General features: G+C 70.9%; 29 protein-coding genes and 1 pseudogene. 14 read left to right on the top strand and 16 right to left on the bottom strand.

What is annotated here, in order from left to right; all coding sequences use genetic code 11:
- Position 1: 1 nt before the first annotated feature.
- The 5 genes from G8A07_RS08505 to G8A07_RS08485 form a co-directional block, all read right to left on the bottom strand.
- Positions 2-1,006 (bottom strand): imelysin family protein, encoded by a 1,005-nt coding sequence (locus G8A07_RS08505; protein ID WP_249937270.1) that lies wholly within the window; start codon positions 1,004-1,006, stop codon positions 2-4.
- Entirely contained in the window at positions 1,003-2,463 is a 1,461-nt protein-coding gene (locus G8A07_RS08500) for a di-heme oxidoredictase family protein (protein WP_249937346.1), read from the bottom strand. Before G8A07_RS08500 ends, G8A07_RS08505 begins: the two co-directional genes overlap by 4 nt.
- 26 nt (positions 2,464-2,489) lie before the next feature.
- The gene (locus G8A07_RS08495) at positions 2,490-3,671 is read right to left on the bottom strand and encodes an imelysin family protein (protein WP_195796606.1); all 1,182 of its coding nucleotides are present in this window, start codon (positions 3,669-3,671) and stop codon (positions 2,490-2,492) included.
- A 61-nt stretch (positions 3,672-3,732) separates the two neighbouring features.
- Positions 3,733-4,098 (bottom strand): glutaredoxin family protein, encoded by a 366-nt coding sequence (locus tag G8A07_RS08490; RefSeq protein WP_195796605.1) that lies wholly within the window; start codon positions 4,096-4,098, stop codon positions 3,733-3,735.
- Positions 4,099-4,107: 9 nt separating this feature from the next.
- Positions 4,108-4,884, bottom strand: a complete 777-nt coding sequence (locus tag G8A07_RS08485; RefSeq protein WP_195796604.1) for an MBL fold metallo-hydrolase — start codon at positions 4,882-4,884, stop codon at positions 4,108-4,110.
- 148 nt (positions 4,885-5,032) lie between these two features.
- Between G8A07_RS08485 and G8A07_RS08480 the strand changes: the two genes are divergently transcribed.
- On the top strand, positions 5,033-5,515 hold the full coding sequence (locus tag G8A07_RS08480; RefSeq protein ID WP_195796603.1) for a hypothetical protein: 483 nt from the start codon (positions 5,033-5,035) through the stop codon (positions 5,513-5,515).
- Between the two features lie 14 nt (positions 5,516-5,529).
- Here G8A07_RS08480 and G8A07_RS08475 read toward each other — a convergent pair whose 3' ends face one another.
- The 9 genes from G8A07_RS08475 to G8A07_RS08435 form a co-directional block, all read right to left on the bottom strand.
- A complete protein-coding gene (locus G8A07_RS08475) occupies positions 5,530-5,877 on the bottom strand; it encodes a RidA family protein (protein WP_195796602.1) in 348 nt (115 codons plus the stop codon).
- Positions 5,874-6,608, bottom strand: a complete 735-nt coding sequence (gene plsY / locus G8A07_RS08470) for a glycerol-3-phosphate 1-O-acyltransferase PlsY (RefSeq protein WP_195796601.1) — start codon at positions 6,606-6,608, stop codon at positions 5,874-5,876. The genes G8A07_RS08475 and plsY overlap by 4 nt, the downstream gene beginning before the upstream one ends.
- 60 nt (positions 6,609-6,668) lie before the next feature.
- Positions 6,669-7,175 carry a Cys-tRNA(Pro) deacylase gene (gene ybaK, locus G8A07_RS08465; protein ID WP_195796600.1) on the bottom strand — a complete coding sequence of 169 codons (507 nt, stop codon included), beginning with the start codon at positions 7,173-7,175 and terminating at the stop codon, positions 6,669-6,671.
- 56 nt (positions 7,176-7,231) lie between these two features.
- Positions 7,232-7,720 (bottom strand): GNAT family N-acetyltransferase, encoded by a 489-nt coding sequence (locus tag G8A07_RS08460; RefSeq protein WP_195796599.1) that lies wholly within the window; start codon positions 7,718-7,720, stop codon positions 7,232-7,234.
- On the bottom strand, positions 7,720-8,151 hold the full coding sequence (gene trxC / locus G8A07_RS08455; protein WP_195796598.1) for a thioredoxin TrxC: 432 nt from the start codon (positions 8,149-8,151) through the stop codon (positions 7,720-7,722). Before trxC ends, G8A07_RS08460 begins: the two co-directional genes overlap by 1 nt.
- Before the next feature lie 93 nt (positions 8,152-8,244).
- On the bottom strand, positions 8,245-8,856 hold the full coding sequence (locus G8A07_RS08450) for a DUF1003 domain-containing protein (RefSeq protein ID WP_195796597.1): 612 nt from the start codon (positions 8,854-8,856) through the stop codon (positions 8,245-8,247).
- A 10-nt stretch (positions 8,857-8,866) separates the two neighbouring features.
- Positions 8,867-9,421 (bottom strand): hypothetical protein, encoded by a 555-nt coding sequence (locus G8A07_RS08445; RefSeq protein WP_195796596.1) that lies wholly within the window; start codon positions 9,419-9,421, stop codon positions 8,867-8,869.
- A 53-nt stretch (positions 9,422-9,474) separates the two neighbouring features.
- Positions 9,475-9,633, bottom strand: coding sequence for a DUF3309 family protein (locus G8A07_RS08440; protein WP_195796595.1), 159 nt, complete (start codon positions 9,631-9,633; stop codon positions 9,475-9,477).
- A gap of 309 nt (positions 9,634-9,942) precedes the next feature.
- Positions 9,943-11,001, bottom strand: coding sequence for an aldo/keto reductase (locus G8A07_RS08435; RefSeq protein ID WP_195797669.1), 1,059 nt, complete (start codon positions 10,999-11,001; stop codon positions 9,943-9,945).
- Positions 11,002-11,127: 126 nt separating this feature from the next.
- On the opposite strand from G8A07_RS08435, the gene G8A07_RS08430 reads away from it, so the two are divergent.
- Genes G8A07_RS08430 through G8A07_RS08415 form a run of 4 tightly spaced genes read left to right on the top strand, consistent with a single transcriptional unit; the run spans position 11,128 to position 13,341 of the window.
- Positions 11,128-11,682, top strand: coding sequence for a DUF2975 domain-containing protein (locus G8A07_RS08430; RefSeq protein WP_195796594.1), 555 nt, complete (start codon positions 11,128-11,130; stop codon positions 11,680-11,682).
- Positions 11,683-11,738: 56 nt separating this feature from the next.
- Positions 11,739-11,978: a helix-turn-helix transcriptional regulator gene (locus tag G8A07_RS08425; RefSeq protein ID WP_195796593.1), complete on the top strand. Its 240-nt coding sequence runs from the start codon at positions 11,739-11,741 to the stop codon at positions 11,976-11,978.
- Complete coding sequence (locus G8A07_RS08420) at positions 11,975-12,547, top strand: hypothetical protein (RefSeq protein WP_195796592.1); 573 nt, start codon at positions 11,975-11,977, stop codon at positions 12,545-12,547. The genes G8A07_RS08425 and G8A07_RS08420 overlap by 4 nt, the downstream gene beginning before the upstream one ends.
- Positions 12,548-12,588: 41 nt before the next feature.
- Positions 12,589-13,341, top strand: a complete 753-nt coding sequence (locus tag G8A07_RS08415) for a hypothetical protein (protein WP_195796591.1) — start codon at positions 12,589-12,591, stop codon at positions 13,339-13,341.
- Here G8A07_RS08415 and G8A07_RS08410 read toward each other — a convergent pair.
- Positions 13,338-15,050 carry an acyl-CoA synthetase gene (locus tag G8A07_RS08410; protein ID WP_195796590.1) on the bottom strand — a complete coding sequence of 571 codons (1,713 nt, stop codon included), beginning with the start codon at positions 15,048-15,050 and terminating at the stop codon, positions 13,338-13,340. The two genes, G8A07_RS08415 and G8A07_RS08410, sit on opposite strands and share 4 nt — an antisense overlap.
- Before the next feature lie 95 nt (positions 15,051-15,145).
- On the opposite strand from G8A07_RS08410, the gene arsC reads away from it, so the two are divergent.
- Positions 15,146-15,502, top strand: a complete 357-nt coding sequence (arsC, locus tag G8A07_RS08405; protein WP_195796589.1) for an arsenate reductase (glutaredoxin) — start codon at positions 15,146-15,148, stop codon at positions 15,500-15,502.
- Positions 15,503-15,944: 442 nt separating this feature from the next.
- Positions 15,945-16,696: pseudogene (locus G8A07_RS08400) on the top strand (sulfite exporter TauE/SafE family protein).
- Positions 16,697-16,714: 18 nt separating this feature from the next.
- On the opposite strand, the gene G8A07_RS08395 reads toward G8A07_RS08400, so the two are convergent.
- Positions 16,715-17,032, bottom strand: coding sequence for an antibiotic biosynthesis monooxygenase (locus G8A07_RS08395; protein ID WP_195797668.1), 318 nt, complete (start codon positions 17,030-17,032; stop codon positions 16,715-16,717).
- Between the two features lie 147 nt (positions 17,033-17,179).
- On the opposite strand from G8A07_RS08395, the gene G8A07_RS08390 reads away from it, so the two are divergent.
- The 7 genes from G8A07_RS08390 (at position 17,180) to G8A07_RS08360 (ending at position 25,494) form a co-directional block, all read left to right on the top strand.
- Entirely contained in the window at positions 17,180-18,022 is an 843-nt protein-coding gene (locus tag G8A07_RS08390) for a hypothetical protein (RefSeq protein WP_195796588.1), read from the top strand.
- Between the two features lie 7 nt (positions 18,023-18,029).
- Positions 18,030-20,336 (top strand): ATP-dependent DNA helicase, encoded by a 2,307-nt coding sequence (locus G8A07_RS08385; RefSeq protein WP_195796587.1) that lies wholly within the window; start codon positions 18,030-18,032, stop codon positions 20,334-20,336.
- Positions 20,337-20,406: 70 nt separating this feature from the next.
- A complete protein-coding gene (locus G8A07_RS08380) occupies positions 20,407-20,745 on the top strand; it encodes a hypothetical protein (protein ID WP_195796586.1) in 339 nt (112 codons plus the stop codon).
- 157 nt (positions 20,746-20,902) lie between these two features.
- Entirely contained in the window at positions 20,903-21,634 is a 732-nt protein-coding gene (locus G8A07_RS08375; protein WP_195796585.1) for a DUF6683 family protein, read from the top strand.
- Positions 21,635-21,730: 96 nt separating this feature from the next.
- Positions 21,731-23,527: a gamma-glutamyltransferase gene (gene ggt, locus G8A07_RS08370; protein WP_195796584.1), complete on the top strand. Its 1,797-nt coding sequence runs from the start codon at positions 21,731-21,733 to the stop codon at positions 23,525-23,527.
- 17 nt (positions 23,528-23,544) lie between these two features.
- On the top strand, positions 23,545-24,777 hold the full coding sequence (locus tag G8A07_RS08365) for a helix-turn-helix domain-containing protein (RefSeq protein WP_195796583.1): 1,233 nt from the start codon (positions 23,545-23,547) through the stop codon (positions 24,775-24,777).
- 45 nt (positions 24,778-24,822) lie between these two features.
- Complete coding sequence (locus tag G8A07_RS08360; protein ID WP_195796582.1) at positions 24,823-25,494, top strand: glutaminyl-peptide cyclotransferase; 672 nt, start codon at positions 24,823-24,825, stop codon at positions 25,492-25,494.
- Positions 25,495-25,501 lie beyond the last annotated feature (7 nt).

Here is a 25,501-nt window from a genome sequence, read left to right as displayed (position 1 = left end):
CTCAATCGCCATCGGCGTCCGAGAAGCCCAGGCTCAGATCGAGCGCCGGCGCCACCTGGTCCTGCACCAGGCGCTTCAGCGCCTCCAGCGCCTTCGCGGCGGCCAGCACCGGCTGCGGCTTGGCCGGGCTCAGGCCCTGCAGCTTGGCGTCGGCGGCCAGCACGGTATTGCGCAGCGCATCGGCCACGGCGTTGCGGCCGCGGCCGCGCAGATAGGTCTCCAGCGGCACCAGGCCGGCGCCCGGCGCCGGGGCCTGCCGGCCCTCGAACAGGGCCAGGCCGCGCAGGCTCTGCCATTCGGCGGCCCAGGCCGCGGCGGTCAGGCCGCTGGTCGCGCGCGGCAGCGCGTCCTTGCTGCCGGAGCGCAGCGGTTTTTCCATCTGCGCCCAGCGCAGGCGCTCGACGCCGCCCACCCATTGGTTCAGCAGCTCCGAGGTGCCGGCCAGCGCGTCCTCTTCGCTCCAGTCCTCGGCCTCGCGCGCGGCCAGCGCGGCAAAGCCGGCCTGCAGCGCGCGGGCCTCGTTCAACAGTTCCTCGGCCAGCAGCTGCGCATAGCGGCGCTCGGCCTCGCTGAGCGGGCGCTGCTGCCACAGCAGTTGCTCCAGCGCCGGCAGGCCCTTGGCGGGGGTGCCGATGCGCTCCAGCGCCGCCAGTTCGCGCGGCGCGGCCTGCACCGCGCGCGCGATCAGGGCCGGGCGGCTGGGCGCGAAGTCGATCTGGCGCAGCGAGCGCCGCGCCACGACGGGCCCCAGCGCCGGCATCGCCAGCCGCTCCCACAGCAGCATCGCCTCGCCCCAACTCGGGCGGTCCAGGCGCTCGACCAGGCGCTGCGCCGCGGCCAGGAAGGCCTCGGCGCGCGGCAGGGTCCAGTGCTTGTGCAGGCCCAGCACCAGGTGCAGCGGCGTGTAGGCCGGCACGGCCTCGCGGGTCCAGTCGGTCTGGGCCAGGGCCGCGCCGCTGGCGCAGCTCGCCACACCCGCCAGGAAAAGACGGCGATCGATCCTCACAGCGACTCCACGAACTTGACCAGGGCCTCGCGCTCCGCACGCGTCATGCCCAACACCTTCTGCTTGGCCTCCTCGGCCTCGCCGCCATGCCACAGCACGGCCTCCAGCACGCCGCGGGCGCGCCCGTCGTGCAGCAGCCGGGTATGGCCGTTGACATCCTTGATCAGGCCGATGCCCCACAGCGGCGGGGTCTTCCACTGCCGGCCGTTGGCCTGGAAGTCAGGGCGGCCGTCGGCCAGGCCCGCGCCCATGTCGTGCAGCAGCAGATCGGTATAGGGCCAGATCTTCTGGCCGTTCAGCGCCTTGCTGCTGAGGCTGGGGAAGGGGCCCTCGGTCGTCGTGTAGCTGGGCCGGTGGCAGCTGGCGCATTGGACCTGGGCAAACAGGGCCTGGCCGCGCAGGACCTGCTGATCGTCGACCCGGCGGCGTGCCGGCGGCGCCAGGGTGGCCTGGTAGAAGATCACATCGGCCAGGGTCTTGTCGTCGATCTCGACGCCTTGACCCTTGGCACCGCGCGGCGCGGCCAGGCAGTCGGTCTGGCCCGGCGTGCAGGCCTCGGCGGCGAAATGGGTCGAGGTGATGCCCATGTCGCCGAGGAAGGCACCGGCGGTCTGGTGCGCGACGGTCGCGACATTGGCCTTCCAGCCGAAGCGGCCCGGCATGGCCTTTCCCGCGAAGGCGTCCCAGACCTGGTTCACCTGGCCCTTGATCGGCCCCGGCGCCGCCGCCTGCTCGGCCGCGTTGCGCAGGATCTCGGCCGCGGGAATCGCCTCCAGCAGACCCACGCCGATCAGCTGCGGCGCGATGCGCGGGCTGACCATCACGTCCGTCGCCATCGGGCCGTAGCCCAGGTCCTTGAAGCCGTAATGGGGCTTCAGCAGGCTATAGGGCGTGCCGTCCTTGAAGCGGCCGCGCAGGGTCTCGTAGCGCAGCGTGACCTGACCCTCGGGCTTGACGCCCTCGACGGCCGCGTTGTCGAGCTGGTCGCCATAGACCGGGTCATGTTTGGGGCCGCCATGGGCGTCCTGCCCCGGCACCGACAGGCGCATCAGCAGCGCCACCGGCTGCTCGTGCATGTCGGCCCCCACGGCGCTGAGCGACTGGCCCCCGAGGGGGTGATCGCCCGGCTTGGGGCGGCCCGGCGCCGGGCTCAGGCCCTTGCGGAAGTCCGGCGGCGCGCCGCGGCCATCCTGCACATGGCAGCCGCCGCAGCTGCGCGCGATGAAATGCGGGCCCAGCCCGTCGCGCGCGGTGGTCGAGGCCGGCGCCTCGACCCAGTTGCGGCGGAAGAAGCTGTTGCCGATCGCGAAGCGGGTGCGCTCCTCGTCGCTCAGGTTCGCAGCCGGGAAGGAGAAGGCGTTGCGGCCGTCGGCATAGACCGTGGTCGCGCCGCCGGTCTTCTCGTCCTCGCGGCTGGTGGCGGCGACGACCAGGCCCAGGGCCGCCAGGCTGCACAGGCTGGCGATGGCTAGCTGGCGCAGCTTCACGGCTGGACCAGGGTCAGCTTGGTGATGCCGATCGCGGTGGCCGCCTCGACCAGCTGCTTGCTCTGCTCGGTCAGGCTGTTGATCGTGGTCTGGATGCGCTGGCGGCCCGGGGCCTCCTTGCCGCCCAGGATCTCCTGGTCGAACGGCGCCTGGATCTTCTCGGCCGCAGCCACCGAGGCGGCCAGCTGCTGGGTCAGGCGCGCGGCCAGCGCCGCATCCTTGGCGGCCACCAGGTCGCGCAGCGAGGCGCCCTGCAGCAGGCTGCCGTCGGCGCGCTTGTAGCGGCCCAGCCAGACGTTCTCGATGCCCAGCGCGTTGGTCACCGCGTCGCGGTGCGTGTTGTCGGAGAAGCAGGAATGCTCGTCCTCCTGGTCCTGGCTGGCCAGCGCCACCTCCAGGCGTTCGCCCGCCAGCTCGCCGCGCGACAGCGAGCCCAGGCCCACCAGCATCTTGCGCAGCGATTCCTGACCGCCCTTCTCGAAGCGGGCGCGGTAGTTGTTCTTGACGCCGGGCGCCCAGGACTTGGCCAGGAAGTTCAGGTCGTCGATCAGCAGCTCGGTCACCACCACCAGATACTGGCGGCGGCGATCCGCGTTCGGCGCCTTGCCGTCGACGAAGTCCTCGAAGCTGCGTTCGCCCGGGCCGGTCGGGGACAGGTCTTGCCCCCAGAGCAGGAACTCGATCGCATGCCAGCCGGTGGCGACGTTCTCCTCGCCGCCGCGCTCGTTCTGCGCCGACAGCGCGGCCTTGCTGATCTTGAAGCTGCGCTTGTTGATCAGGCCGCTGGCCTTCTTGCCCTCGACGCGATCGACATAGCTCTCATCCATCGGCCAGGCGTTCAGGCGCCCCTCCGGGCCCTTGTCGTCATCGATCGGGCCGCCGTAGAAGCGGAAGGCCTCGGTCTGGCCGTAGAACTCGCGCGCCGCCAGCCAGGCCTTGCGCGCCGCCGCCAGGCTTTCGGCCGAGGGCTGGGCCACGAAGGCCTTGATCGCCTGCTGCAGAGCCTGCGCGCCGGCCACGCTGTCGGCATAGTTCGCATGCACCAGCACGGCGTAATGCCGCGCCACCGCCGCCGGCGTCAGCGCCGCCTCGGCCTGCGCCGCGGGCTGGGCCAGCAGCAGGGGGGAGAACGCTGCGGCGCCGGCCGCCAGCCCCAGGGACAGGACGAGAGATTTCATGGGTGCTACAGGCTCCGTAGATGAGAGTGCTTCGCATTCTCTCATCCGTTCGCGCAGCGGCTCAAGCCGGCGGTCGCAAGATCGCACGCATGCGCTGCGGATCGAAGCCCAGCAGGGTCTGGCCGCGCACGACGAAGGTCGGCGTGCCGCGCGCGCCGCGGGCCTGGTATTCGGCCAGGCAGGCCGCGTCGCGCTCGATGAAGCATTCGCGGTGCGGCACCTGCTGCTCGACCAGCCAGGCACTGGCGCGCTTGCAGAACACGCAGGTGGTGGACGACAGCATCAGGATGTCGCCCGGCCGCGCCAGCTCGCGCAAGACCTGGCCCTCGCTGGCGGCCTGGCGGCCGCCGATCCACTGCGCGCCGCCCCAGAACAGCGCCACCAGGCCGGCCAGCACGGCCAGCTCCTTCCAACGAGATCGGTTCATGGGGCGATCCTACGTGGGAACGCGATACTGCGCCGGCCCCATCAGGTCGATGCCGCAGGCCAACTGCTCGGCCCAGGCGATGAACTCGGGCACCGCAGCGCCGGCCATCGGCGCGCCATGCTGCGGCACGATCATCGCGATGTCGAGCTCGCGCACCATGCTCGCCCACAGCCGCATCACCTTGTTGCTGACCATGTAGCGGCGATGAAAGCCCTCCATGCGGCCGATATGGGCGATGTCCAGGCGCTGGATCACCCGCCCCGGCTCGGCGCCCAGCGAGGCGCCTAGGTCGCCGGAGAACAGGATGCGGCTGACCGGGTCGTAGAACTGGAAATTGCCCTCGGCATGCAGGAAATGCGCCGGCAGCGCCCAGAGCTCGAAGAGGTCGGCGCCCTGCCCCAGGCGCAGCCGCGCGCCGGCATCGGGCAGGCCGATGATGCGGCCCTGTGTCTTGCCCGGCTTGCAGAAATGCGGCACGAAGCGTTCCCAGACGCGCGAAATGTAGACCGGCGCCTGGGTCGCGGTCATCCAGCGGTCCAGCGAGGCGATGATGTCCGGGTCGGCATGCGAGGCCAGGATGGCCGACAGCTTGGGCGGCGCCAGGTGCTGGGTCAGGCCCAGGTAGAGCGCGTTGTAGGCCACGTTGCCGCCGGGATCGAGGATGGCGCCGGCCGCGCCATGCAGCAGCAGGAACTGGTTCGACTGCACGGCTTCGCCGTCTTCCTGGTGGAAGTCGGCGAACATCAGGCAGCGGTGCGCCCCCTGGTGGAACAATTCGATCGGCATGCCTGAAAAATCCCCTGTGCTGGCGGCGCGCGGCCACTGTAGGGGGTCGGGTCTTGCCCCGGCTTGAGCTGGATCAAGCGCCGGCGGCCTGTACAGTTGCCGCCAGCCGGTGCCACCACCGGACCTTCTTCACGAGCAGTACCACCGCATGAATCCGCAGCAGCATCCCCGACCTGGCCGTCCGGCCGCCGCCCTCCTGATCGCCGGCGCCTTGCTGGCCGGCCTGGCGGGCCCCGCCATGGCGCAGCCGGCCGCCACGCCCACGCCAGCGGCGGCCACTGCAAACGCGGCCGAGCAACGCCTGCAGGTCCTGATGCGCGCCCGCCTGCCCAACGGGGTCTGGCGCGAGCAGCAGGCCGAGCTGCTGCTGCGCCGCAGCGCGACGGCCAGCGAGACCATGCTGCGGCTGCGCCCCGAGGTGCTGGATGCGGGCTGGTTCGTCGAGCTCAGCGCCTTCCAGTTCGAGGACGGCGAGCTGCGCTACGAGGGCCGCCTGCTGGCGGGCCGCGGCGACGAATCGCTCGCGCCGCCGCAGGCGCTGCGGCCCGATGGCCGGGCCGTGGTGCTCGAGGGCGCCGCGCCGGGCGGCGCGGGCCTGTTGCGGGTCGAGCTGAGCCTACTGCCCCGCTAGGCCCGCAGGGGAGATCAGATCGCCGCGGTGACGACGATCTCCACCTTCCACTCGGCGCGGGCCAGCTTGGCCTCGACGGTGGCGCGCGGGGGCGCATTGTCCTTCGCAACCCAGGCGTCCCAGGCGGCGTTCATGCCGGGGAAGTCGGCCAGGTCCTTGATGTAGACCTGGGCCATCAGGATCTTGCTCTTGTCGGTGCCGGCGCGGGCCAGCAGCTTGTCGATCGCGGCCAGCACCTGGGCCGTCTGGCCGGTGATGTCCTGGGTGGCGTCCTCAGGCACCTGGCCGGCCAGATAGGCCACGCCGTTGTACACGGCCATTTCGGAGATGCGGGCGCCGACGTCGAAGCGTTGCAGGGTCATCGTTTGCTTTCCTTGGACTTGCTAGGGTGGTGATGGTGATGGGAATGGCCGGGCGCCTTCGGGCCCGTGCCATGCGGATGCTTGTGGCTGGCGCCGGTCGGCGCGGCGGCGGCGGCCGGGGCCTTCTGGCCGAGCTTGCTCTCGGTGCCGTTCAGCAGCTTCTTGATATTGGCCTCGTGGCGCCAGATCAGCAGCAGGCCCATCAGGCCAGCGGTCAGCACGATCGGGCCCATGCCCCAGATCAGCATCTGGTAGAAGGGCGCGAATACCGAGGCCACCAGCGCGGCCAGCGAGGAATAGCGGCTGAAGTAGGCAATGATCAGCCAGGTCACCAGGGTGGCCGCGCCCAGCAGCGGGTTCAGCGCCAGCAGCACGCCGGCCGCGGTGGCCACGCCCTTGCCGCCCTTGAAGCCGAAGAACACCGGCCACAGATGGCCCAGGAAGGCCGTCAGGCCGACCAGCGCCGCCGTGCCCTCGCCCAGGCCGAAGCGCTCGCCATACAGCAGCACCAGCAGCACCGGCACATAGCCCTTCAGCGCATCGAAGGCCAGGGTCAGGATCGCGGCCTTCTTGTTGCCCGAGCGCAGCACATTGGTGGCGCCCGGGTTGCCCGAACCGTAGCTGCGCGGGTCCGACAGGCCCATCAGGCGGCTGACGATCACCGCGAAGGACAGCGAGCCGATCAGGTAGGCGGCCAGCCCGGCCAGCAGGGGAAGGAGGGTGTCTTGCATGGGCCGTTATTGTGGCCGCAATACGGGCCGTTTTCCGGCGCCCTCCCCCGGGGCTTGCCCTCAGGGCTGCAGCGCGCAATCGACCGCGCGGGCCTGCAGCAGCTCCGGCAGCAGGCGCGGCTCCAGGCTGATCAGGTAGCCGCGCTTGCCGCCGTTGATGCAGATGCGCGGCAGCGCCAGGATGCTGCGCTCCACATAGACCGGCATGGCCTTGCGCGTGCCGAAGGGCGAGGTGCCGCCGACCAGATAGCCGCTGTGGCGCTGCGCCACCTCGGGCTTGCAGGGCTCGACCTTCTTGCAGGGGATCTGGCGCGCCAGCTCCTTCAGGCTGACCTGGCGGTCGCCATGCATCAGCACGATCAGCGGATCGCCCTTCTCGTCCTGCATCACCAGGGTCTTGACCACCGCATGCTCGTCCACGCCCAGCTGGCGCGAACTCTCGGCGGTGCCGCCATGCTCGACATAGTCGTAGACATGCTCGCCGAAGGCGATCTGCTGGCGGCGCAGGAACTGCGTCGCGGGGGTTTCGCTGACATGGGCACTGCTGCCGGACGACTTCTTGCTCATGGCACCGATTGTCGGGCCGCGGCCCGCGACCTGGCTTGTACCGGATTGCGGTGCCCTTACAGAGCCTTCTCGAAGATCGACAAGACCTGTCCCTCGTGGTCGAAGGGCTGACGCAGCGACCAGCCGGCGCGCCGCAAGAGGCTGGCCGAGCTGGCCGTGCCGCAGAAGATGGTGCGAAAGCCCTGGGCTCGCGCCGCGTCCTCCAGGCCCGCCAGCAGCAGCCGGCCGATGCCGCGGCCGCGCAGCTCGGCCGGCACCAGGCCGGCCGCGGCCCAGGGCCCCGGCAGGTCCAGCCCGGCGAAGCCGCCGGCGCGCTTCAGCGCCGCCAGGCCCACCGGCTCGCCCGCGCGCAAGGCCAGCAGGCCCAGCGGCAACCCCTCGGCGCGCGCGAAGTCGGCCAGGTCGGCGCGCGCATCGCCGCGCCCGCCGGGGCCGTACCAGCCCGGCCATTCGGCTTCCATCCAGGCCTGCAGCCGTGACAGCAGCGCGGGATGGCGGACCAGGGGCTCGATGCGGATGTCGGCCAGCGCGTGCGGCATCGCCATCAGCCGCGCGCCAGCAACTGCTGCTGCAGCCAGCGCTGCAGATCGGCCGCGCCCATCGCGCCGCTGACGCGCGCGGTCTCGCGCCCGCCCTGGAACAGGATCAGGGTCGGGATGCTGCGGATGTTGTAGGCCGCGGCCGTCTGTCGCGCGGCCTCCGTATCCAGCTTGGCGAAGCGGATCAGCGGTTGCTGCGCCGCGGCCTGTGCGAACTGCGGCGCCATCATCTTGCAGGGGCCGCACCAGTCGGCCCAGAAATCGACCAGCACCGGCAGCTCGGTGCGGCCGACGAAGGCGGCGAAGTTGGCGTCGTTCAGCTCGACGGGCTGGGGCGCCATCAGCTCGCTGCCGCAGCGGCCGCAGACCGGCTGGTCCTGCAGCTTTTCCTCGGGCACGCGGTTGGTGGCGGCGCAGGCGGGGCAGACCAGATGCATGGGAACTTCCTCCGGCGGGTTCGGCAGGCCAACCCATCAGGCCTGCGGCCGCGGATTCTCGCGCGAATCTTGCCGACCGCGCATGCCACGGGTTCAGGCCGGGTCGCAGGCTCGGCCGCGCAGCTCGGCCAGCAGTTGCAGTTGGGTGCGCTGCAGCGCCAGCAGTTCCTGCCACTGCTTCTCGCGCAGCAGGTCAAGCTTGTCGTGCAAGAGCAGGATCTCCAGCTCGGCCTTCAGATTGACCTCGTAGTCATGCTCGGCACCGATGCGATCCTTCTGCGCCTGGCGATTCTGCGACATCAGGATGATGGGCGCCTGGATGGCCGCCAGCATCGAAAGAAAGAGATTGAGCAGGATGTAGGGATAGGGGTCGAAGGTCGAACCCCGGCGCAGCAGCAGCCAGGCGTTCAGTCCCACCCACAGCAGCATCGCCGCGGCGAACAGGCCGACAAAGATCCAGGAGCCGCCGAAGGAGGCCACCGCATCGGCCGCGCGCTGGCCGCAGCTGGGATGGGCGTCGACATCCTGCGCGGTGTTGCGCGCGATCGGGGTGCGTGCCGCGACATGCTGGGCCGCCTTGCGGGCCCTGTCGTCCAGGGCCTCGTAGGACTTTCCCAGCAGGCGGGCGGCGATATCGCCCGCTTCTTGAGATGGCGCCGGCGCCGTGCCAGCGGTCGGTCCGGATCGGAGGCCGGCGGCCTTCATCGCGCCGCGCTCAGCTCTTGCCGAACCGGGCCTTGGCCTGTGCAATGCAGGCCGACTTGGCATCCCCCGCCTGGCTCTCGCATTTCTCGGTCGCAAGCTTGTAGCCGGCATCGTTCTTGTCGCTGGCGGCGTCGGAGCGGGCCGCTTCGATGCGCTTGTTCATCCGGGCCTCCGCCAGGGCCTTGGTCTCGACGGCCTTGGCCTCCTCGACGCAGACGTCCTTGGCCTGGCCCGCCTTGTCGTCGCAGCGTTCCTTGGCCACCGCGTAGGCCGACTCCGCCTTGGCGACCTGCAGGCGGGTCCAGTCCCGCGCCTTGCCACTGTAGCTATGTTGCAGTTCGGCATGCGCCACCGTCCGCCTGGCCTTGGCCTCCTGCAGGCAGATGTCCTTGGCATTGCCGGACTGAGCCTTGCAGCCCGCTTCGTCGGCTTTGTAGTCGGCCGTGATGCGCGCATCGGAACGCTTGTGCTCGGCCGCGCTCATGCGGGCGGCCTGGGCGACGCCCAGCGGCAGCAGCAGGGCTAGCAGGCCGATCGACGTCTTGCAAAGAGAGTACTTGTTCATGGCAGTCCTTGTGGCAGAGAGGAACGGGGCACCGGCATGCGGGCCGGGCGGCCTCACAACCGCCCCGTCAGCAGCAGCACGAGCAGGATCAGCACCAGAACGCCAAGCGCACCGCTGGGCATATAGCCCCAGTTGCGGCTATGGGGCCAGGTCGGCATCGCGCCGACCAGCATCAGTAGCAACAGGATCAGGAGAATGGTGAACAGGCTCATGGTGTGCTCCTTGGCAACACGGGCCGGTGGGTACGGGCACCATCGGTTCCAGCGCCCATGCCTCGGCCTGCGTTTCAGCCTAGGCGCCCCGCCGCCACAACTCGGTGCGCTGGCGAACATGGCGCGCCGATTCTGGGCAAGCCGACAAGGCGGGCCAGCTTCACTGCGACGGCGGCAGTTCGCGATCGACCCGGCAACCGGCACGGCGGAGCTTGAGGCCGTCGCCCACGACCCGTGCCACCGGCGCGGACACAGCGGCCCTTGCCGCCGGTCGTGCGGGCCCGGTACCGTTTCCCCGGGGTTTGGGGCTTACTGCGCCGGGTCGCGGATCTCCCAGCGGATGCGGTCGATCTCGGCCAGCAGCTCGGGCGCCAGAGTTACGCCCCAGGCGTCGATGTTCTCGTCCAGCTGGGCGATGCTGGTCACGCCGATGATGGTGCTGGCGGTCTGCCAGCGGCCGTAGCACCAGGCCAGCGCCAGCGCCGCCGGCGTCAGCCCATGCTCGCGCGCCAGTGCGTTGTAGCGCCGCGCGGCGGCCAGGGTCTCGGGCCGCGCCCAGCGCTGCTTGCGCATGCCCTCGAAGATCGCCAGGCGGCCCGGCCGCTCCGGGTCCTCGAAGCCGGCGGCGTCGTACTTGCCGGTCAGGCTGCCGAAGCCCAGCGGCGAGTAGGCCAGCAGGCCGACCTGGTGCCGGTACAGCACCTCGTCCAGGCCGTTCTCGAGCACGCGGTTCACCAGCGCATAGGGGTTCTGCACGCTGGCGATGCGCGGCAGGCCATGGCGTTCGGCCAAGTGCACGAACTCCGCGACGCCATAGGGCGTCTCGTTGGACAGGCCGATCTGGCGTACCTTGCCGGCCTGCACCAGGCGCTGCAGCGCCTCCAGCTGCTCCTGGATGCTGCTGACCGGCCGGTCCTTGGCCGGCTCGAAAAACAGGCCACCGAACATCGGCACATGGCGCACCGGCCAGTGGATCTGGTAGAGGTCGATATGGTCGGTCTGCAGGCGCCGCAGGCTGTCCTCGCAGGCCGCGACGATGTCGGCCGCGCGCAGGTCCTGCGCACCGTTGCGGATCCATTCATAGCCGCGCGAGGGGCCGCTGACCTTGGTCGCCAGCACCAACCGCTCGCGCAGGCCCGGCCGCGCCTGCAGCCAGCGGCCGATCAGGCGCTCGGTGTCGGCGAAGGTGGCCGCACGCGCCGGCACCGGGTACATCTCGGCGCTGTCGATGAAGTTGATGCCGCGCGCGACCGCATGGTCCAGGATGGCGTGCGTGCCCGTCTCGTCGACCTGCTCGCCGAAGGTCATCGTGCCCAGGCAGATGCGGCTGACCTGCAGGTCCGATCGACCCAGCGTGACGAATTCCATGGGGCCCATGAGGCACTGCTCCCGAAAAGACAAGGCCGGCAGTGTGCCGCAAGCCGGAAGGCCTCGCAGGCAAACCCAATCAGTTTCTTCTTTACAGCTATTTTTTATTGTTTTACAGTAATTTTCATGAATTCTGCTCCCACCCTGCCGTCCGACGGCCTGCGCCGCATCCGTCGCCTCGCCCATAGCGTGCGCGCGCTGAGCGTGGCCGGCGCGGTCACGGTCCTGAGCCTGGCGCTGCTGTTCTGGACCCATCCGGAAAGGGTGGCCCGCCATGCCACCGGCGATTGGGGGCTGAAGGCCGTGCAGCTGGACCCGGCCTCGCTGGCCGGCGGCTTCGCGGCCTCGATGCTGCCGGGCGGCGTGGCGCTGTGGGCGCTGTGGCAGCTCTGGTCGCTGTTCGGCTGCTATGCCCATGGCGAGTTGCTGACGCCGCGGCCCGCGGCCTATCTGCGCCGCCTGGGCCTGGCGCTGATCGCGCTGGCCGCCGCGATGCCGCTGGGCCATACCCTGACCGTGCTGGCCCTGACCTGGGGCAACCCGCCGGGTCAGCGCGTGTTTTGGTTCGGCCTGTCCTCGCAGCATTACCTGAGCCTGATGTTCGGCCTGATGCTGCTGGCCCTGGCCACCGTGCTGGCCGAGGCCGCGCGGGTGGCGCGCGAGAACGCCGAGTTCGTCTGAGCCGATGACCGGCCCTCTCGTCCATGTCGTTCGCTGCCCCCCGGAGGGGTGCTGAGATGCCGATCGTCGTCACCCTCGACCTGATGCTGGCCAAACGCAAGATGCGCTCGCGCGAGCTGGCCGAGCGCATCGGCATCACCGAGGCCAATCTCTCGCTGCTGAAGTCCGGCAAGGTGCGCGGCGTGCGCTTCGACACCCTGGCGCGCATCTGCGCGGTGCTGGAATGCCAGCCGGGCGAGCTGCTGGCCTATGAGCCCGGCCCCGAGGGCGATGATGAAGAAGGGGCCGACGCATGAAGAACAGTGCCCCGGCACGGCGGCAGGGTCTGCTGCTGGCACTGGTGCTGCTGGCCCATGCCCTGCTGCTGTTCGGCCTGTTCGCACAGCGCCAGACGCCGCGTCGACCGGATCCGGCGACGACGACGCGCGTCACGATCCCGCTGCGCCTGATCGCGGCCAGGCCGGCGCCGCCACCGGCCCGGATCACGCCACCGACGCGGCAGGCCCCGGCCGCAGCGGTGCGCACGGCCCGCCCCGCGCCCGCGCCCGCACCCGCCAGCGCCCCGGTCGAGCAGACCGCGGCGATCACGCCCGCCCAGCCGGCCAGCGCAGCGGCCTCCGGGCCGACGCAGCCCCTGCTGCTGGACAGCGAGGCCACGCGCCGCGCGATCCGCCAGGCCGCGCGCGAGGCGGCGCCGCTGACCGCCGCACCGCCCGGCGAGACCGAGCAGCAGCGCCTGGCCCGCAGGATCGACCAGAGCGGCCACGGCGACTGCCTGAAGGGCGAGTTCATCGGCGGCGGCATGGGCCTGCTGAGCGCGCCTTTCTGGCTGCTGGCAGAGGCGCGCGGCAAATGCAAGCGCTGAACTTTTCACGTTTCACTTTTCATGTCCCACCGAAGGAAGCCATGAAGCATTCGCTACGCCCGATCGCCCTGCTGCTCGCCGCGCTGCCGGCCCTGGCCGAGGAGCCCACCCGGCAGCTCGAGACCGTGCAGGTCGAGATGGTCAAGGATCCGGCCGCGATGCCTTATGGGCGCATGAACGGCATCCTGCAGGACCTGAAGAAGCATGGCCAGGGCCTGGTCACACTGGACTTCAAGCTCACGCGCAAGGACGGCCAGCCGACCGACAAGGTCAAGATCGCCCTGGTGCAGGACGAGGCCTACACCCCGATCCCGCGCGACGCGGCGGGCCGCTTCGAGCTGCCGGTGCTGCCGCCCGAGCAGGCCAAGACTGCCGAACTGGCCAGCACCCTGCCGCGCGGCCAGGCGCAGCTGCATGGCCGGATCAAGCTCACGCTCAAGCCGGAGCAGCTGACGATGGCCCAGGTGCGCCGCATCATGGAAGTCGGGCGCACCGTGCGCGGCGAGCTGCTGCCCTGGTACGCGCGCTGGCTGTTCCCGCAGGTCGGCGGCGTGCGCATCTGCAGCGAGCAGCCGCGCTGGGAACTCGAATGGCGCGACGAGCGCGGCCAGCTGCTGGGCCTGCCGCTGCCCACCGAGCCGGGCGGCCGCGACCCCGATGCGCCGAAGGACAGCAAGCGCGCCTGCACCGTGCTGACCGGCGAGGAGCCTTGGCCCGCCAGCGCGCGCCTGCTGGCGCCGGCCGATGCGACGCTGAGCGTGCGGATGGGCACGAAGGATCGTGGCGCGCTCTAAGCCCCCGCCACCGCCCGCTCGCGCTCCAACTCGCGCAGCACGCGCCGCTGCAGCTTACCGGTGGTGGTCATCGGCAGGGCCTCGATGAACTCGATCTCCTTCGGGTACTCGTAGGGCGCGAGCCGGCCCTTCACATGGGCCTGCAGCTCGGCCACCAGCGCGGCCGAGCCCTGGTGACCCGGCGCCAGCACAACGAAGGCCTTGACCAGCGCGCCACGCTCGGCATCGGGCTTGGGCACGACCGCGGCGTTCGCGACCGCCGCATGCTTGACCAGGCAGTTCTCGATCTCGCTGGGGCCGATGCGGTAGCCGGCGGCCTTGAACACATCGTCGCTGCGGCCCTGGTACCAGAGGTAGCCGTCCTCGTCCTGCAGCGCCATATCGCCGGTGCGGCACCAGCTGTCGTCCGGATCGCCGCTGAACTTGGCGCGCGTCGCCGCCTCGTTGTTCCAGTAGCCGAGGAAGAAGATCGGGTCCGGCTCGCCATGCACATCGCGGCGGTGCACCGCCACGTCGCCGGCCACGCCCGGGGGACAGGTCTTGCCCGCCTCGTCGATCACCGCGACCCGGTGCCCCGGGTAGGCTCGGCCCATGCTGCCGGGCTTGGCCGGCCAGAGCCGGCTGCAGTTGCCGACCACATAGTTGATCTCGGTCTGGCCGAACATCTCGTTGATCGTCAGGCCGAGCTGCTCGCGGCCATAGGCGAACACCGCGTCGCCGACCGCCTCGCCGGCGCTCATCACCGCCTCCAGGCGCAGGCCCGGATAGCTGGCGCGCGGCCGCGGCACCGCCTTCATCATCGCCTTCAGCGCGGTGGGGAACAGGAAGGTGTGGGTGACGCCATGCGCGGCCATCAGCTCGAAGGCCTTGTCCGGCGCGAAGCGGCCCTGATAGGCCAGGATCGGCCGGCCGAAGTAGAGCGTCGGCAGCAGCGCATCCATCAGCCCGCCGGTCCAGGCCCAGTCGGCCGGGCTCCAGAACACGGCCCGGGTCGGCCGCGTCGCATCGTCGGGATCGAAGCCGAACCAGTTCTGGCTCGCGATGAAGCCGCTCAGATTGCCGATCAGCGCACGCTGCGGCAGCAGCGCGCCCTTGGGCTGGCCGGTGGTGCCGCTGGTGTAGATCAGCACCGCGGCGTCCTCGGCCCGCATGCGCTCGGCCGTGAAGCGCGCATCCTCGGCCTGCAGCGCCCCCATCCAGCCGATCTCGTCCGGCCCGGCCGGGCATTCGCCGACCACGATCAGGTGCTTCAGCGCCGGGCAGTTCGCGCGCACGCCGCGCAGCGCCGGCAGCGCCGCGCATTCGGCCAGGGCCAGCACCGCGCCGCTGTCCTGCAGCCGGTACTCCAGCGCCTCCGGGCCGAACAGCATCGACAGCGGCATCGCGATCGCGCCGAGCTGGTTGATCGCGATATGCGCGACCGCGGTCTCGAAGCGCTGCGGCAGCACGATCGCGACCCGGTCGCCGCGCGCGACGCCCAGGCGCTTCAGCACATTCGAGAGGCGGTTCGCGGCGCGCTGCAGCTGGCCGTAGCTGTATTGCGCACGGCAACCGCTGTCGCTTTCGAACAGGATGGCCGTGGCCTCCGGCGTCTCGCGAGCCCAGCGGCCGCAGCAGGCCTCGGCGAGGCTGAACTGCTCGGGCACCTGCCAGCGGAAGCCCTGATGCAGGGTCCGATAGGCATCGGTCTTGTCTTTCCTCGCGGCCATCCGGCCTCCTCGTGCGCGGCGGCGTCTTGCGACTCCGGGACCGCGGAGGGTACTGAGGGGCAGGCTCGACCAGCGCTATGGTTTACCCTGGGGCCATGGCACAGAAGCTCATTCGCATTTTTCATAACCCGCGCTGCTCGAAGTCGCGCGAGGCCCTGGCCCTGCTGCAGGCGCGCGGGCTTGATCCCGAAGTGGTCGATTACCTGCAGAACCCGCCGCAGCCGGGCGAGCTGCGCAGCCTGCTTGCGCAGCTGGGCCTGCCTGCACGCGAGCTGCTGCGCAGCGGCGAGGAGGAATACGCCAGCCTGGGTCTGGCCGACGCCTCCCTGAGCGATGAGGCCGTGCTGCAGGCCATCGCCGCGCATCCGAAGCTGCTGCAGCGCCCCATCGTCGTGCATGGCGAGCGCGCCGTGATCGCGCGGCCGCCGGAGCTGCTGCTGCAGCTGCTCTAGTTCGGACGCATTGCCCCACCCAGCGACGTCCGAGGATCCGGCTTTGCCGGTCCTACGGACGTGCCAAGGCCAGAGTCCTTGGCCCTCGGCAGACACAAACAGTCCTCAGGACTGTTTGTGTCCGGCCTCGGCCCCCTTGAGGGGGCGGCCGCAGGCCGTAGGGGGTGGGCTGAGTGGGTCAGAACCAATACCAGATGCTCAGCAGCCAGCGCGGCAGGCGCAGCGCGGGGGCGGGTTGATAGGTCTGGCGGTAGGCGGACGGGTGGTGCATGATCGGGCCTCGCTCGGCGGATTGAATACTGTATATACATACAGCATACCCAGCTTCCCCCGGCTTGCCAAGCGCCACGTCGCGTCGCGCCCACATCCGCCCGCCGCTCCGGCCGCCCCTCCTGGGGTCAGGTCTTGAGCCACGGCCATCGCCGCCTCTCCCCGCATCGCCATGGATTCCACATTCGCCCTGGTCGCCGTCGGCGCCATCGCCGCCGGCTTCGTGCAGGGCCTGTCGGGCTTCGGCTTCGGCATGACCGCGATGTCCTTCTGGGCCTGGTCGCTGGATCCGCGCCTGGCCGCCGCGCTGGCGGTGTTCGGCGCGCTGACCGGCCAGATCATCGCGGCGCTGACGGTGCGGCGCGGTTTCAGCTGGCGGGCCTTGGCGCCCTTCCTGGCCGGCGGCTCGCGGGCATCCCGGTCGGGGTCGCGATCCTGCCGCGGCTGGACCTGCCGCTGTTCCAGGCCGGCCTGGGCCTGCTGCTGGCCGTCTGGTGCCCGCTGATGCTCGCGGCGGGCCGCCTGCCGCGCATCCGCCGCGGTGGCCGCCTGGCCGACGCGGTGGCCGGCGCCTGCGGCGGCCTGATGGGCGGGCTGGGCGGCTTCACCGGCGTGATCCCGACCCTGTGGTGCACCCTGCGCGGCTGGCCCAAGGACGAGCAGCGCGCGGTGATCCAGAACTTCAACCTCGCGGCGCTGAGCGTCACGATGATCGTCTACCTCACGCAGGGCCTGGTCACCCGCGCGATGCTGCCGCTGTTCGCGATCGTCGCGCCGGCGATGCTGCTGCCCACCCTGCTGGGCGCGCGCCTGTACAGCGGCATCTCGGAGGCGCGCTTTCGCCAGATCGTGCTGGGCCTGCTGACCCTGTCGGGCCTGGCGCTGCTGGCCGGCTCGCTGCCGCGGCTGCTGGCGCGCTTCTGAGCGCCGCCGCCGCCGGGCTCAATCCCTGGGCAACAGGCCCAGCGCCGGATCGCCATATTCGCGCAGCACCTGCGCGACCACGACCTTGTAGCCGTCCAGCCAGCGCCCCTGCGCGGCCTTGGCCTGCCGATGCCGCGGATCGGCCATCAGCTGCTGCAGCGCCTCCAGCGAGTCCCAGTAATAGACATTGCTGAACAGGCCGGTGCTCGGGTTCTCCCAGCTCTCCTCGCCGCGGTAGCCCGGAATCGCGCGGGCCACCCGCGCGATCTCCGCGTCGAGCGCATGGAACTCGTCATCGAACTGTTTCTTGCCGAAGATGAAGGTCGAGGAATACAACATCGCTGCTGGGGCCCAGGTGGCGGCCGAACCGGAACGGCCGAGCGCGGACTGTAAGGCCAGCCCCCAGCAAGACCCGGCCCCGGCCGCAAAATCGTCAAATACTGTATTTATAATCAGTATTCATTTCGACCCGCTCCCGCTCCCATGTCGGCACCTCAACTGACCCGCTTCCATCGTGCGCGCCTGCTGCAGATCTGGCGCTCGGCCGGCTGGCCCTGCAAGGATGGCCTGGAGATCGATCTGCTGGCCGCCGGCCTGTTGCGCCAGCAGGCCGACGACGCCGGCCGCGAGACCCTGAAGCTGACCGAGGCCGGCATCGAGCTGCTGGCCGAGTCGCGCCAGCGCGGCCTGCGCTCGGCCAGCGCGCACGACCGACTGGCCCAGCGCTTCGCCAGCCATCTGATGGACATGGGCCGCATCGTCTGGCGCGAGCTCTCCCTGCGCGCCCAGGTCGAGGACGAGGACGCCGCGGCGGAAGCCCCGCCCCCGCCGCCCGAGCCGCCGGATGCCGCGCTGTGGCAGGACGAGGCACCGCCGCCGGCCGCGGTGAAGCGCGTCTGGCGCATGGCGCGGCCCGACCTGTTCTCGGTGCGCAACACCTCGGTGGAGAGCTATCTGCAGCCGATGGTGCACGAGATCAAGTTCAGCCGCGCCGACCTGCTCTCGGATCTGCGCCATGCGGCCAAGCGCCAGGCCTACCAATGGCTGTGCAGCGAGGTCTATTACGTGTTCCCGGCCGCGGTCGCCAAGCCCAACGAGATCCCGATGCAGTTCGGCGTCTGGGTGCTGCATGGCGACCTGGACGAGGGCCAGTTCGAGCTGCTGCGCCCGGCGCGCCACCAGCCCTGCAAGCTGCCCTTCGCGGTCTGGCTGGCGCTGGCCAAGGCCACGCCGCTGCAGGCCGAGCATGACCCGGCCCAGACGGCGCTGGGCCCGCTCGGCCAAATGGGTGACGATCCAGATCGCCCGCCCGCCCAACTGTCCTGAGCGCGCGATGCCCGCAGCCTACACGGTGGCCGTGCGCGAGCTGTGCGAGTTCACGGCCAAGAGTGGCGACCTGGACCTGCGCTTCACACCCGCGCCGACCGCGCAGGAGGGCGTCGCCGGCCATGCCGCGGTGGCGCAGGGCCGCGGCGCCGGCTACCAGACCGAGCTGAGCCTGGCCGGCGAATACCAGGGCCGCGACTGCGTGCTGCGCGTGCGCGGCCGCGCCGACGGCTACCGGCCGCAACAGCAGCGGCTGGAGGAGATCAAGACCTTCAAGGGCCGGCTCGAATCCCAGCCCGCCTCGCACCGCGCGCTGCACTGGGCGCAGCTGAAGATCTACGGCTGGCTGCTGTGCCAGCAGGAGTCGCTGGACGAGCTGGAGCTGGCCCTGGTCTATTACGACATCGGCAAGCAGCGCGAGACGGTGTTCACCGAGCGCCTGGGCGCGGTACAGCTGCAGGCCTTCTTCGAGCAGCACTGCCATGCCTTCCTGGCCTGGGCCGAGCGGCAGCTGGCGCATCGCGCGGCGCGCGACGCGGCCCTGAGCGCGCTGAGCTTTCCCTTCGGCGAGTTCCGCGCCGGCCAGCGCGCGCTGGCCGAGGGCGTGTTCAAGACCGCGCGCGCCGGCCGCTGCCTGCTGGCCCAGGCGCCCACCGGCATCGGCAAGACCCTGGGCACCCTGTTCCCGCTGCTGAAGGCCGCCCCCGGCGGCGCGCTGGACAAGCTGTTCTTCCTGGCCGCCAAGACCTCGGGCCGGCAGCTGGCGCTGGACGCGCTGGCGCGGCTGCCGGCTCGGCCGCTGCGGGTGCTGGAGCTGGTCGCGCGCGACAAGGCCTGCGAGCACCCGGACAAGGCCTGCCATGGCGAGTCCTGCCCGCTGGCCGCCGGCTTCTACGACCGGCTGCCGGCCGCGCGCGCCGCGGCCTGCGCGCAAGACCTGACCCTGGATCAGGGCCGGGTGCGCGAGATCGCACGCGAACACGCGGTCTGCCCCTACTACCTGAGCCAGGAGCTGGTGCGCTGGGCCGATGTGGTGGTCGGCGACTACAACTACTACTTCGACGTCAGCGCGCTGCTGCATGGCATGACCCAGGCCAACGGCTGGCAGATCGGCCTGCTGGTCGACGAGGCGCACAACCTGGTGGACCGCGGCCGCAAGATGTACACGGCCGAGCTGCAGGGCGACAGCCTGGAGGCCGCGCGCCACGGTCCCAGCGCGCAGTTGCACGCGCCGGTCAAGAAGGCGCTGGACAAGCTCCGGCACGCCTGGAGCCAGCTGGACAAGTCCGCACCGCCGGAGGCCGGGCCCTACCGCGTCTTCGAGGCCTTCCCCGAGGCGCTGCTGCAGGCCCTGCAGCAATGCGGCAGCGCGCTGACCGAGCATTTCACCGAGCACCCGGCCGAGCCGGACCCGGCGCTGCAGGCCTTCTACTTCGAGGCCCAGCACATGGTGCGCATGGCCGAGCTGCTGGACGCGCATTCGATCGTCGATGCCAGCCGCGCCGAACCGCCGGGGCGTCTGATGAAGAAGAAGGCCGGCCTGTCCACCCTGACCCTGCGCAACCTCGTCCCCGCGCCCTTCCTGAAGCCACGGCTGGAGGCGGCGCATACCAGCAGCCTGTTCTCCGCGACCCTGCAGCCGATGGACTATTACGCCGACCTGCTGGGCCTGCCCGAGGACCTGCTGCGCCTGGAGGTGGAATCGCCCTTCGAGGCCGCGCAGCTGCAGGTGAAGATCGCCGGCCGCATCTCGACCCGCTACCCGGACCGCCAGGCCTCGCTGGCGCCGATCGTCGCGCTGATGGCCGAGCAATACGCCGAACGCCCCGGCAACTACCTGGCCTTCTTCAGCAGCTATGACTATCTGCAGCAGGCCTTCGAGCTGCTGCAGCGCACGCACCCGGATCTGCCCTGCTGGGCCCAGTCGCGCCGCATGGGCGAGGCCGAGCAACGCGAGTTCCTGGCCCGCTTCAGCGATGCGGACGACAGCCGCGGCATCGGCTTCGCGGTGCTGGGCGGCGCCTTCTCCGAGGGCATCGACCTGCCGGGCCGGCGCCTGATCGGCGCCTTCGTCGCCACCCTGGGCCTGCCGCAGCTGAACCCGGTCAACGAGCAGATCCGCGCACGCATGCAGCAGCTCTTCGGCGCCGGCTACGACTACACCTACCTCTACCCCGGCCTGCAAAAGGTCGTGCAGGCCGCCGGCCGCGTGATCCGAACCACCGAGGACCGCGGCGTCGTGCACCTGATAGACGACCGCTATGCGCGGCGCGAGGTGCGGGCGCTGCTGCCGGGGTGGTGGGGGCTGGGCTAGGGGGACCGCGCCACGCGATCCGGAGCTATCGTGCGCACCGTCCTGTTCCGACCATGGAGAGACCACAACGATGGGAGCCGATGCCTTTTTCGCCTTTTACGGCGTCAAGTTTGCGCTGGATCCGGAGGATGAGGCAGGTCTCGACGCCTGCGGTGACGAGAGCGACCCGCGCTGCCTCGCCGCCAAGCGGTGTGGCCTGCAAACCCATAGCGGACGCATGACGGACGGCGAGGATTATTTTCTCTACATCGGCCAGCGCCTCGGCTGGCTCGGGCTCGAGCATGATGCCCATGCTCACATCCCATCCGGGCTGCTCGCCCAGACCATGGCACAGGTCGACGCGAAGCTGGCCCAGGCCGGGTTCGGGCAGCCGGCCGCGCTGCATCTGCAGCTTGAGGCTCAGTACTAGCGGAAGCCCTTTGCGCGGCTCCGCTGAGCCGGCCGGCCCTGCGACCGGTTCACCCTAGGGATGCCGCGAGCGCCCGCTTCGCCGTCCAATCGCGGGCCGTACCGCCGCCCCTTTCAACACAGGCCCCATCGACGCGGGCGTTCCCAGGGAGTTCAGGATGAAACTGCTGCCGTCTTGGCGACGTCATGCGCCGCTGCTTGGCACCGCGCTCTGGATCGCCACCACGCCCGCGCTTGCCTTCGATATTCCGCCCCCGCCTCCGCCGCTCTACCAGGGCCTGATCCTGCCGCTGTTTCCCAATGGCACGACCATCCCCTTCTCCGGCCAGTCGGGCTCGTTGAGCACAACCGACAAGCGACGTGCCGAGCCGCCTGGCGCAACCCTGGCCAACGGCCAGGCCCAGCCCGAGACCCATGCGCGCGAACTGGCGCAGCTCGTGCCGCCGGCGCATCGCGAGCAGATGGCTCAGGCCTATCTGCAAGCCTTCAACGGCTATCGTCAGCTGGAGCGCAAGCTGGGCCTGGAAAACAATGACCTGGCGGGCTCCATCGCCGCCTTCATTGCCGGCAACTACATGGCCCTCAACAACGTGGACCTGCCCGACCCGCATTTCCAGAAACTCGCGGCGCAGTTGCGCCAGTCCCTGCCCCGCAACCCGGGCTATACCCAGCTCTCCGTGGCCAGCAAGCGCAAGCTCTATGAGCAAACGGCCATGGTGGGCACCTTCATGGCGGTGGCGCGCCTGTCCTTCCAGCAGAAGCCCAATCCGGCGGCCGAGCGTCACTATCGCGAGTCGGCACGCGCTAATCTGGAGCTGGTCCTGCAGACACCCGCCGAGCAGGTGCGCATCGACGCGCAAGGGCTTCATCTGGGGCCGCAAGGCCGCTGAGGCCGCCTCGCCCTACACTGCCCCTGCCGCTTTAGGCATCCACCCATCAGCCCCCCGCCCGCGCGCTGAGCGCGGGCCTGATCCAGGAGCGCCCCGATGAACAAAGTCCCGAACCTGCCTGGCCACCAGACGGACCCGGCATTCCATCCCCGCCGCCCATTCCTGCTGCTGAGCCTCGCCACCGCTTGCCTGCTTGCCTGGTCCGGCGGCACCCTGTTGGCACCACCGGCCCATGCCGCCTCGATCGCGCCGGCCGCGGCCGAGAACGGCATGGTGGTGACGGCCCAGCATCTGGCGACCCGGGTCGGCGTCGATGTGCTGAAGGACGGCGGCAACGCGGTCGATGCCGCGGTGGCGGTGGGCTATGCGCTGGCCGTGGTCTACCCGGCGGCCGGCAATCTGGGCGGCGGCGGCTTCATGACGATCCAGCTGGCCGACGGCCGCAAGACCTTCCTGGACTTCCGCGAGAAGGCGCCGCTTGCCACCACCGCGAACATGTACCTCGACAAGGAGGGCAATGTCGTCAAGGGCCTGAGCACCCGCGGCCATCTGGCGGTGGGCGTGCCGGGCAGCGTCTCCGGCCTGGAGTTCGCGCGCGAGAAGTACGGCACGATGAAGCGCCCCACCCTGCTGGCGCCGGCGATCGCGCTGGCCGACAAGGGCTTCGCGCTGGACCAGGGCGACATCGACATGTTCCGCACCGCCACCGAGGACTTCCGCAAGGACCCGGCCTCGGCCGCGATCTTTTTGAAGAAGGACGGCGCGCCCTTCGAGGTCGGCGACAAGCTGGTGCAGAAGGACCTGGCCAGGACGCTCAAGGCGGTCAGCGATCAGGGCCCGGCCGGCTTCTACAAGGGCAAGGTGGCCGCGGCGCTGGTCAAGAGCAGCCAGGCCGGCGGCGGCATCATCACCCAGGCCGACCTGGACCAGTACGCGACGCGCGAGCTGGCGCCGATCGAATGCGACTACCGCGGCTACCGCGTCGTCTCGGCTCCGCCGCCCAGCTCCGGCGGCGTGATCATCTGCGAGATGCTCAACATCCTGGAGGGCTACCCGCTGAAGGACTGGGGTTATCGCTCCGCGCAGGCGGTGCACCACCAGATCGAGGCGATGCGCCACGCCTATGTGGACCGCAACAGCTATCTGGGCGACCCCGACTTCGTCAAGAACCCGATCGCGCGCCTGACCGACAAGGCCTATGCCGCGCAGATCCGCGCGGTGATCGATCCCAACAAGGCCGGCGTGTCCAAGGACATCAAGCCCGGTGTCGCGCCGCACGAGGGCAGCAACACCACGCATTACTCGATCGCCGACCGCTGGGGCAATGCGGTCTCGGTGACCTACACGCTGAACGATTGGTTCGGCGCCAAGGTCACCGCGGCCGACACCGGCGTGCTCTTGAACAACGAGATGGACGACTTCACCGTCAAGATCGGCGTGCCCAATATCTACGGCCTGGTGCAGGGCGAGGCGAACTCGATCGCCCCGGGCAAGCGCCCGCTCTCCTCGATGAGCCCGACCATCGTCAGCAAGGACGGCCAGCCGGTGATGGTGGTCGGCACGCCCGGCGGCAGCCGCATCATCACCGCGGTGCTGCACACCATCCTGAACGTGGTCGACTACGGCATGAATGTGCAGGAGGCCGTCGACGCGCCGCGCTTCCACCAGCAATGGCTGCCCGATCTGACCAATGTCGAGACCTTCGCGATCTCGCCCGACACGCGCGCGCTGCTGGAGGCCAAGGGCCACAAGCTCGGCGCGCCGCAGCCGGCCAACCATATGGCGGCGATCCTGATCGGTGCGCCCGCGCTGGCCGGCAAGCCGGTCGGCAAGAACCGCTTCTACGGCGCCAACGACCCGCGCCGCAACAGCGGCCTCGCGCTGGGCTACTGACCGGCGAGCCGGCCGGCTTGGACTCGCTGATCGCCGCGGCCGCGCGGGCGCTGGCCGGCGGCGACGCGCTGGCCGCGCTGCAGCGCGTGGCGTTGCGCGAGGACCCGCCGGCGCTGGCGCTGCGCGGCATCGCGATGGCCCAGCTGGGCGAGTTCCCGCGCGCCCGCGAGCTGCTGCGCCGCGCCGCGCGCGGCTTCGGCGCCCGGGAGCCGGTGGCGCGCGCCCGCTGCATCGTCGCCGAGGCCGAGGTGGCGCTGGCCCTGCGCGAGCTGGGCGGCAGCTCGCGCAACCTAGACGCGGCGGCGGCACTGCTCGAGGCGCAGGGCGATATCGCCAATGCCCGGCTGGCGCAGCTGATCGCGCTGCGGCGCTGGCTGCTGCTGGGCCGGCTGGAGACGGCGGCCGCGCTGCTGCCCCAGCTCGAGCCCCTGCAGACACTGCCGCCGGCGCTGCAGGCGGTGGCCCGGCTGGCCGCCGCCGAGCTGGCGCTGCGCGCGCTCGACATCGCGCCGGCCCGCGCGGCGCTGGAGCAGGCCAGCCTCGCCGCCGAGCGCGCGCAAGTGCCCGCGCTGCAGGCCGAGGTGGCCGAGGCCCTGGCCCTGCTGGAACGGCCCGCGGCACGCTGCCGCGACGGGGACGGGATTGAGCGGCCGCTGCGGCTGCACGAGGTCGAGGCCCTGCGGCGTGCGCCGGACCTGCTGCTGCTGGACGCCTGCCGGCATGGCCTGCGCCGCGGCGACGGCCGCTGGCTGCGGCTGGCGCGCCGGCCGGTGCTGTTCGCGCTGGCCGAGGCGCTGGCCGAGGCCTGGCCCGGCGACGCCGCGCGCGAGGCCCTGATCGAGCGGGCCTTCCGCACCCACGATCCGGACGAGACGCATCGCGCGCGGCTGCGGGTGGAGATCGGCCGGCTGCGCGCGCTGATCGCGCCGCTGGCGCGCGTCGAGGCCAGCACGCGCGGCTTCGCGCTGCTGCCGCGGGACGGGCGCCGCGTCGCGCTGCTGCGCCCGCCGCTGGCCGGCGAGTCGGCCGCGCTGCAGGCCCTGCTGGCCGATGGCGCCGCCTGGTCCAGCTCGGCGCTGGCGCTGGCCCTGGGCAGCAGCCAGCGCCAGGTGCAGCGCGAGCTGGCCGAGCTGCAGGCGGCGGACCGGGTGCGCGCCATCGGCCGCGGCCGCACGCAGCGCTGGCTGGCGCCATCGCTGACGGGATTCACGACGATCTTGTTACTCCCCGCCGCCCTGCCATCCGGGTAGATTGGGCTCCATCGCGCCACCCGGCAGCACCCACCAGGAGATCCCATGACCAGCCTCGACATCACCAGCACCACGGCCCCGCAGACCCGCACGCAGGCCGCCGAGATCGTGCGCGAGTACGGCCCCTATCCCGACGCGCCGATCGTCCATGGTGTCACCCATGACGGGCAGCATGTCTGGGCCGCGGTCGGCGAACGGCTGCTGGCGATCGATCCCGCCAGCGGTGCGGTGGCGCGCAGCCTGCCGCGCCATGGCGACGCCGGCACCGCCTTCGACGGCACCCATCTCTACCAGCTCGCCGAGGCCCGCATCGACAAGATCGACCCGGCCACCGGCGAGGTGATCGCCTCCATCCCCGCGCCCGGCCAGGGCCGCGATTCCGGCATGGCCTGGGCCGAGGGCAGCCTCTGGGTCGGCCAATTCCGCGAGCGCAAGATCCTGCAGATCGACCCGCAAAGCGGCCGGGTGCTGCGCAGCATCGAATCGAACCGCTTCGTCACCGGCGTCAGCTGGGTCGACGGCGAGCTGTGGCATGGCACCTGGGAGAACGAGCAGAGCGACATCCGCCGCATCGATCCCGCCAGCGGCGCGGTGCTGCAGCGCCTGGAAATGCCGGCCGGCATCGGCGTCAGCGGCCTGGAGTCCGACGGCGCCGAGCTGTTCTATGCCGGCGGTGGCGCGTCCGGCAAGTTGCGCGCGGTGCGTCGCCCCCGCTAGCCCTCCC

Source organism: Roseateles sp. DAIF2 (genome assembly GCF_015624425.1).
GTDB lineage: Bacteria > Pseudomonadota > Gammaproteobacteria > Burkholderiales > Burkholderiaceae_C > Kinneretia.
This window is presented reverse-complemented; position numbering and strand designations above follow the sequence as displayed.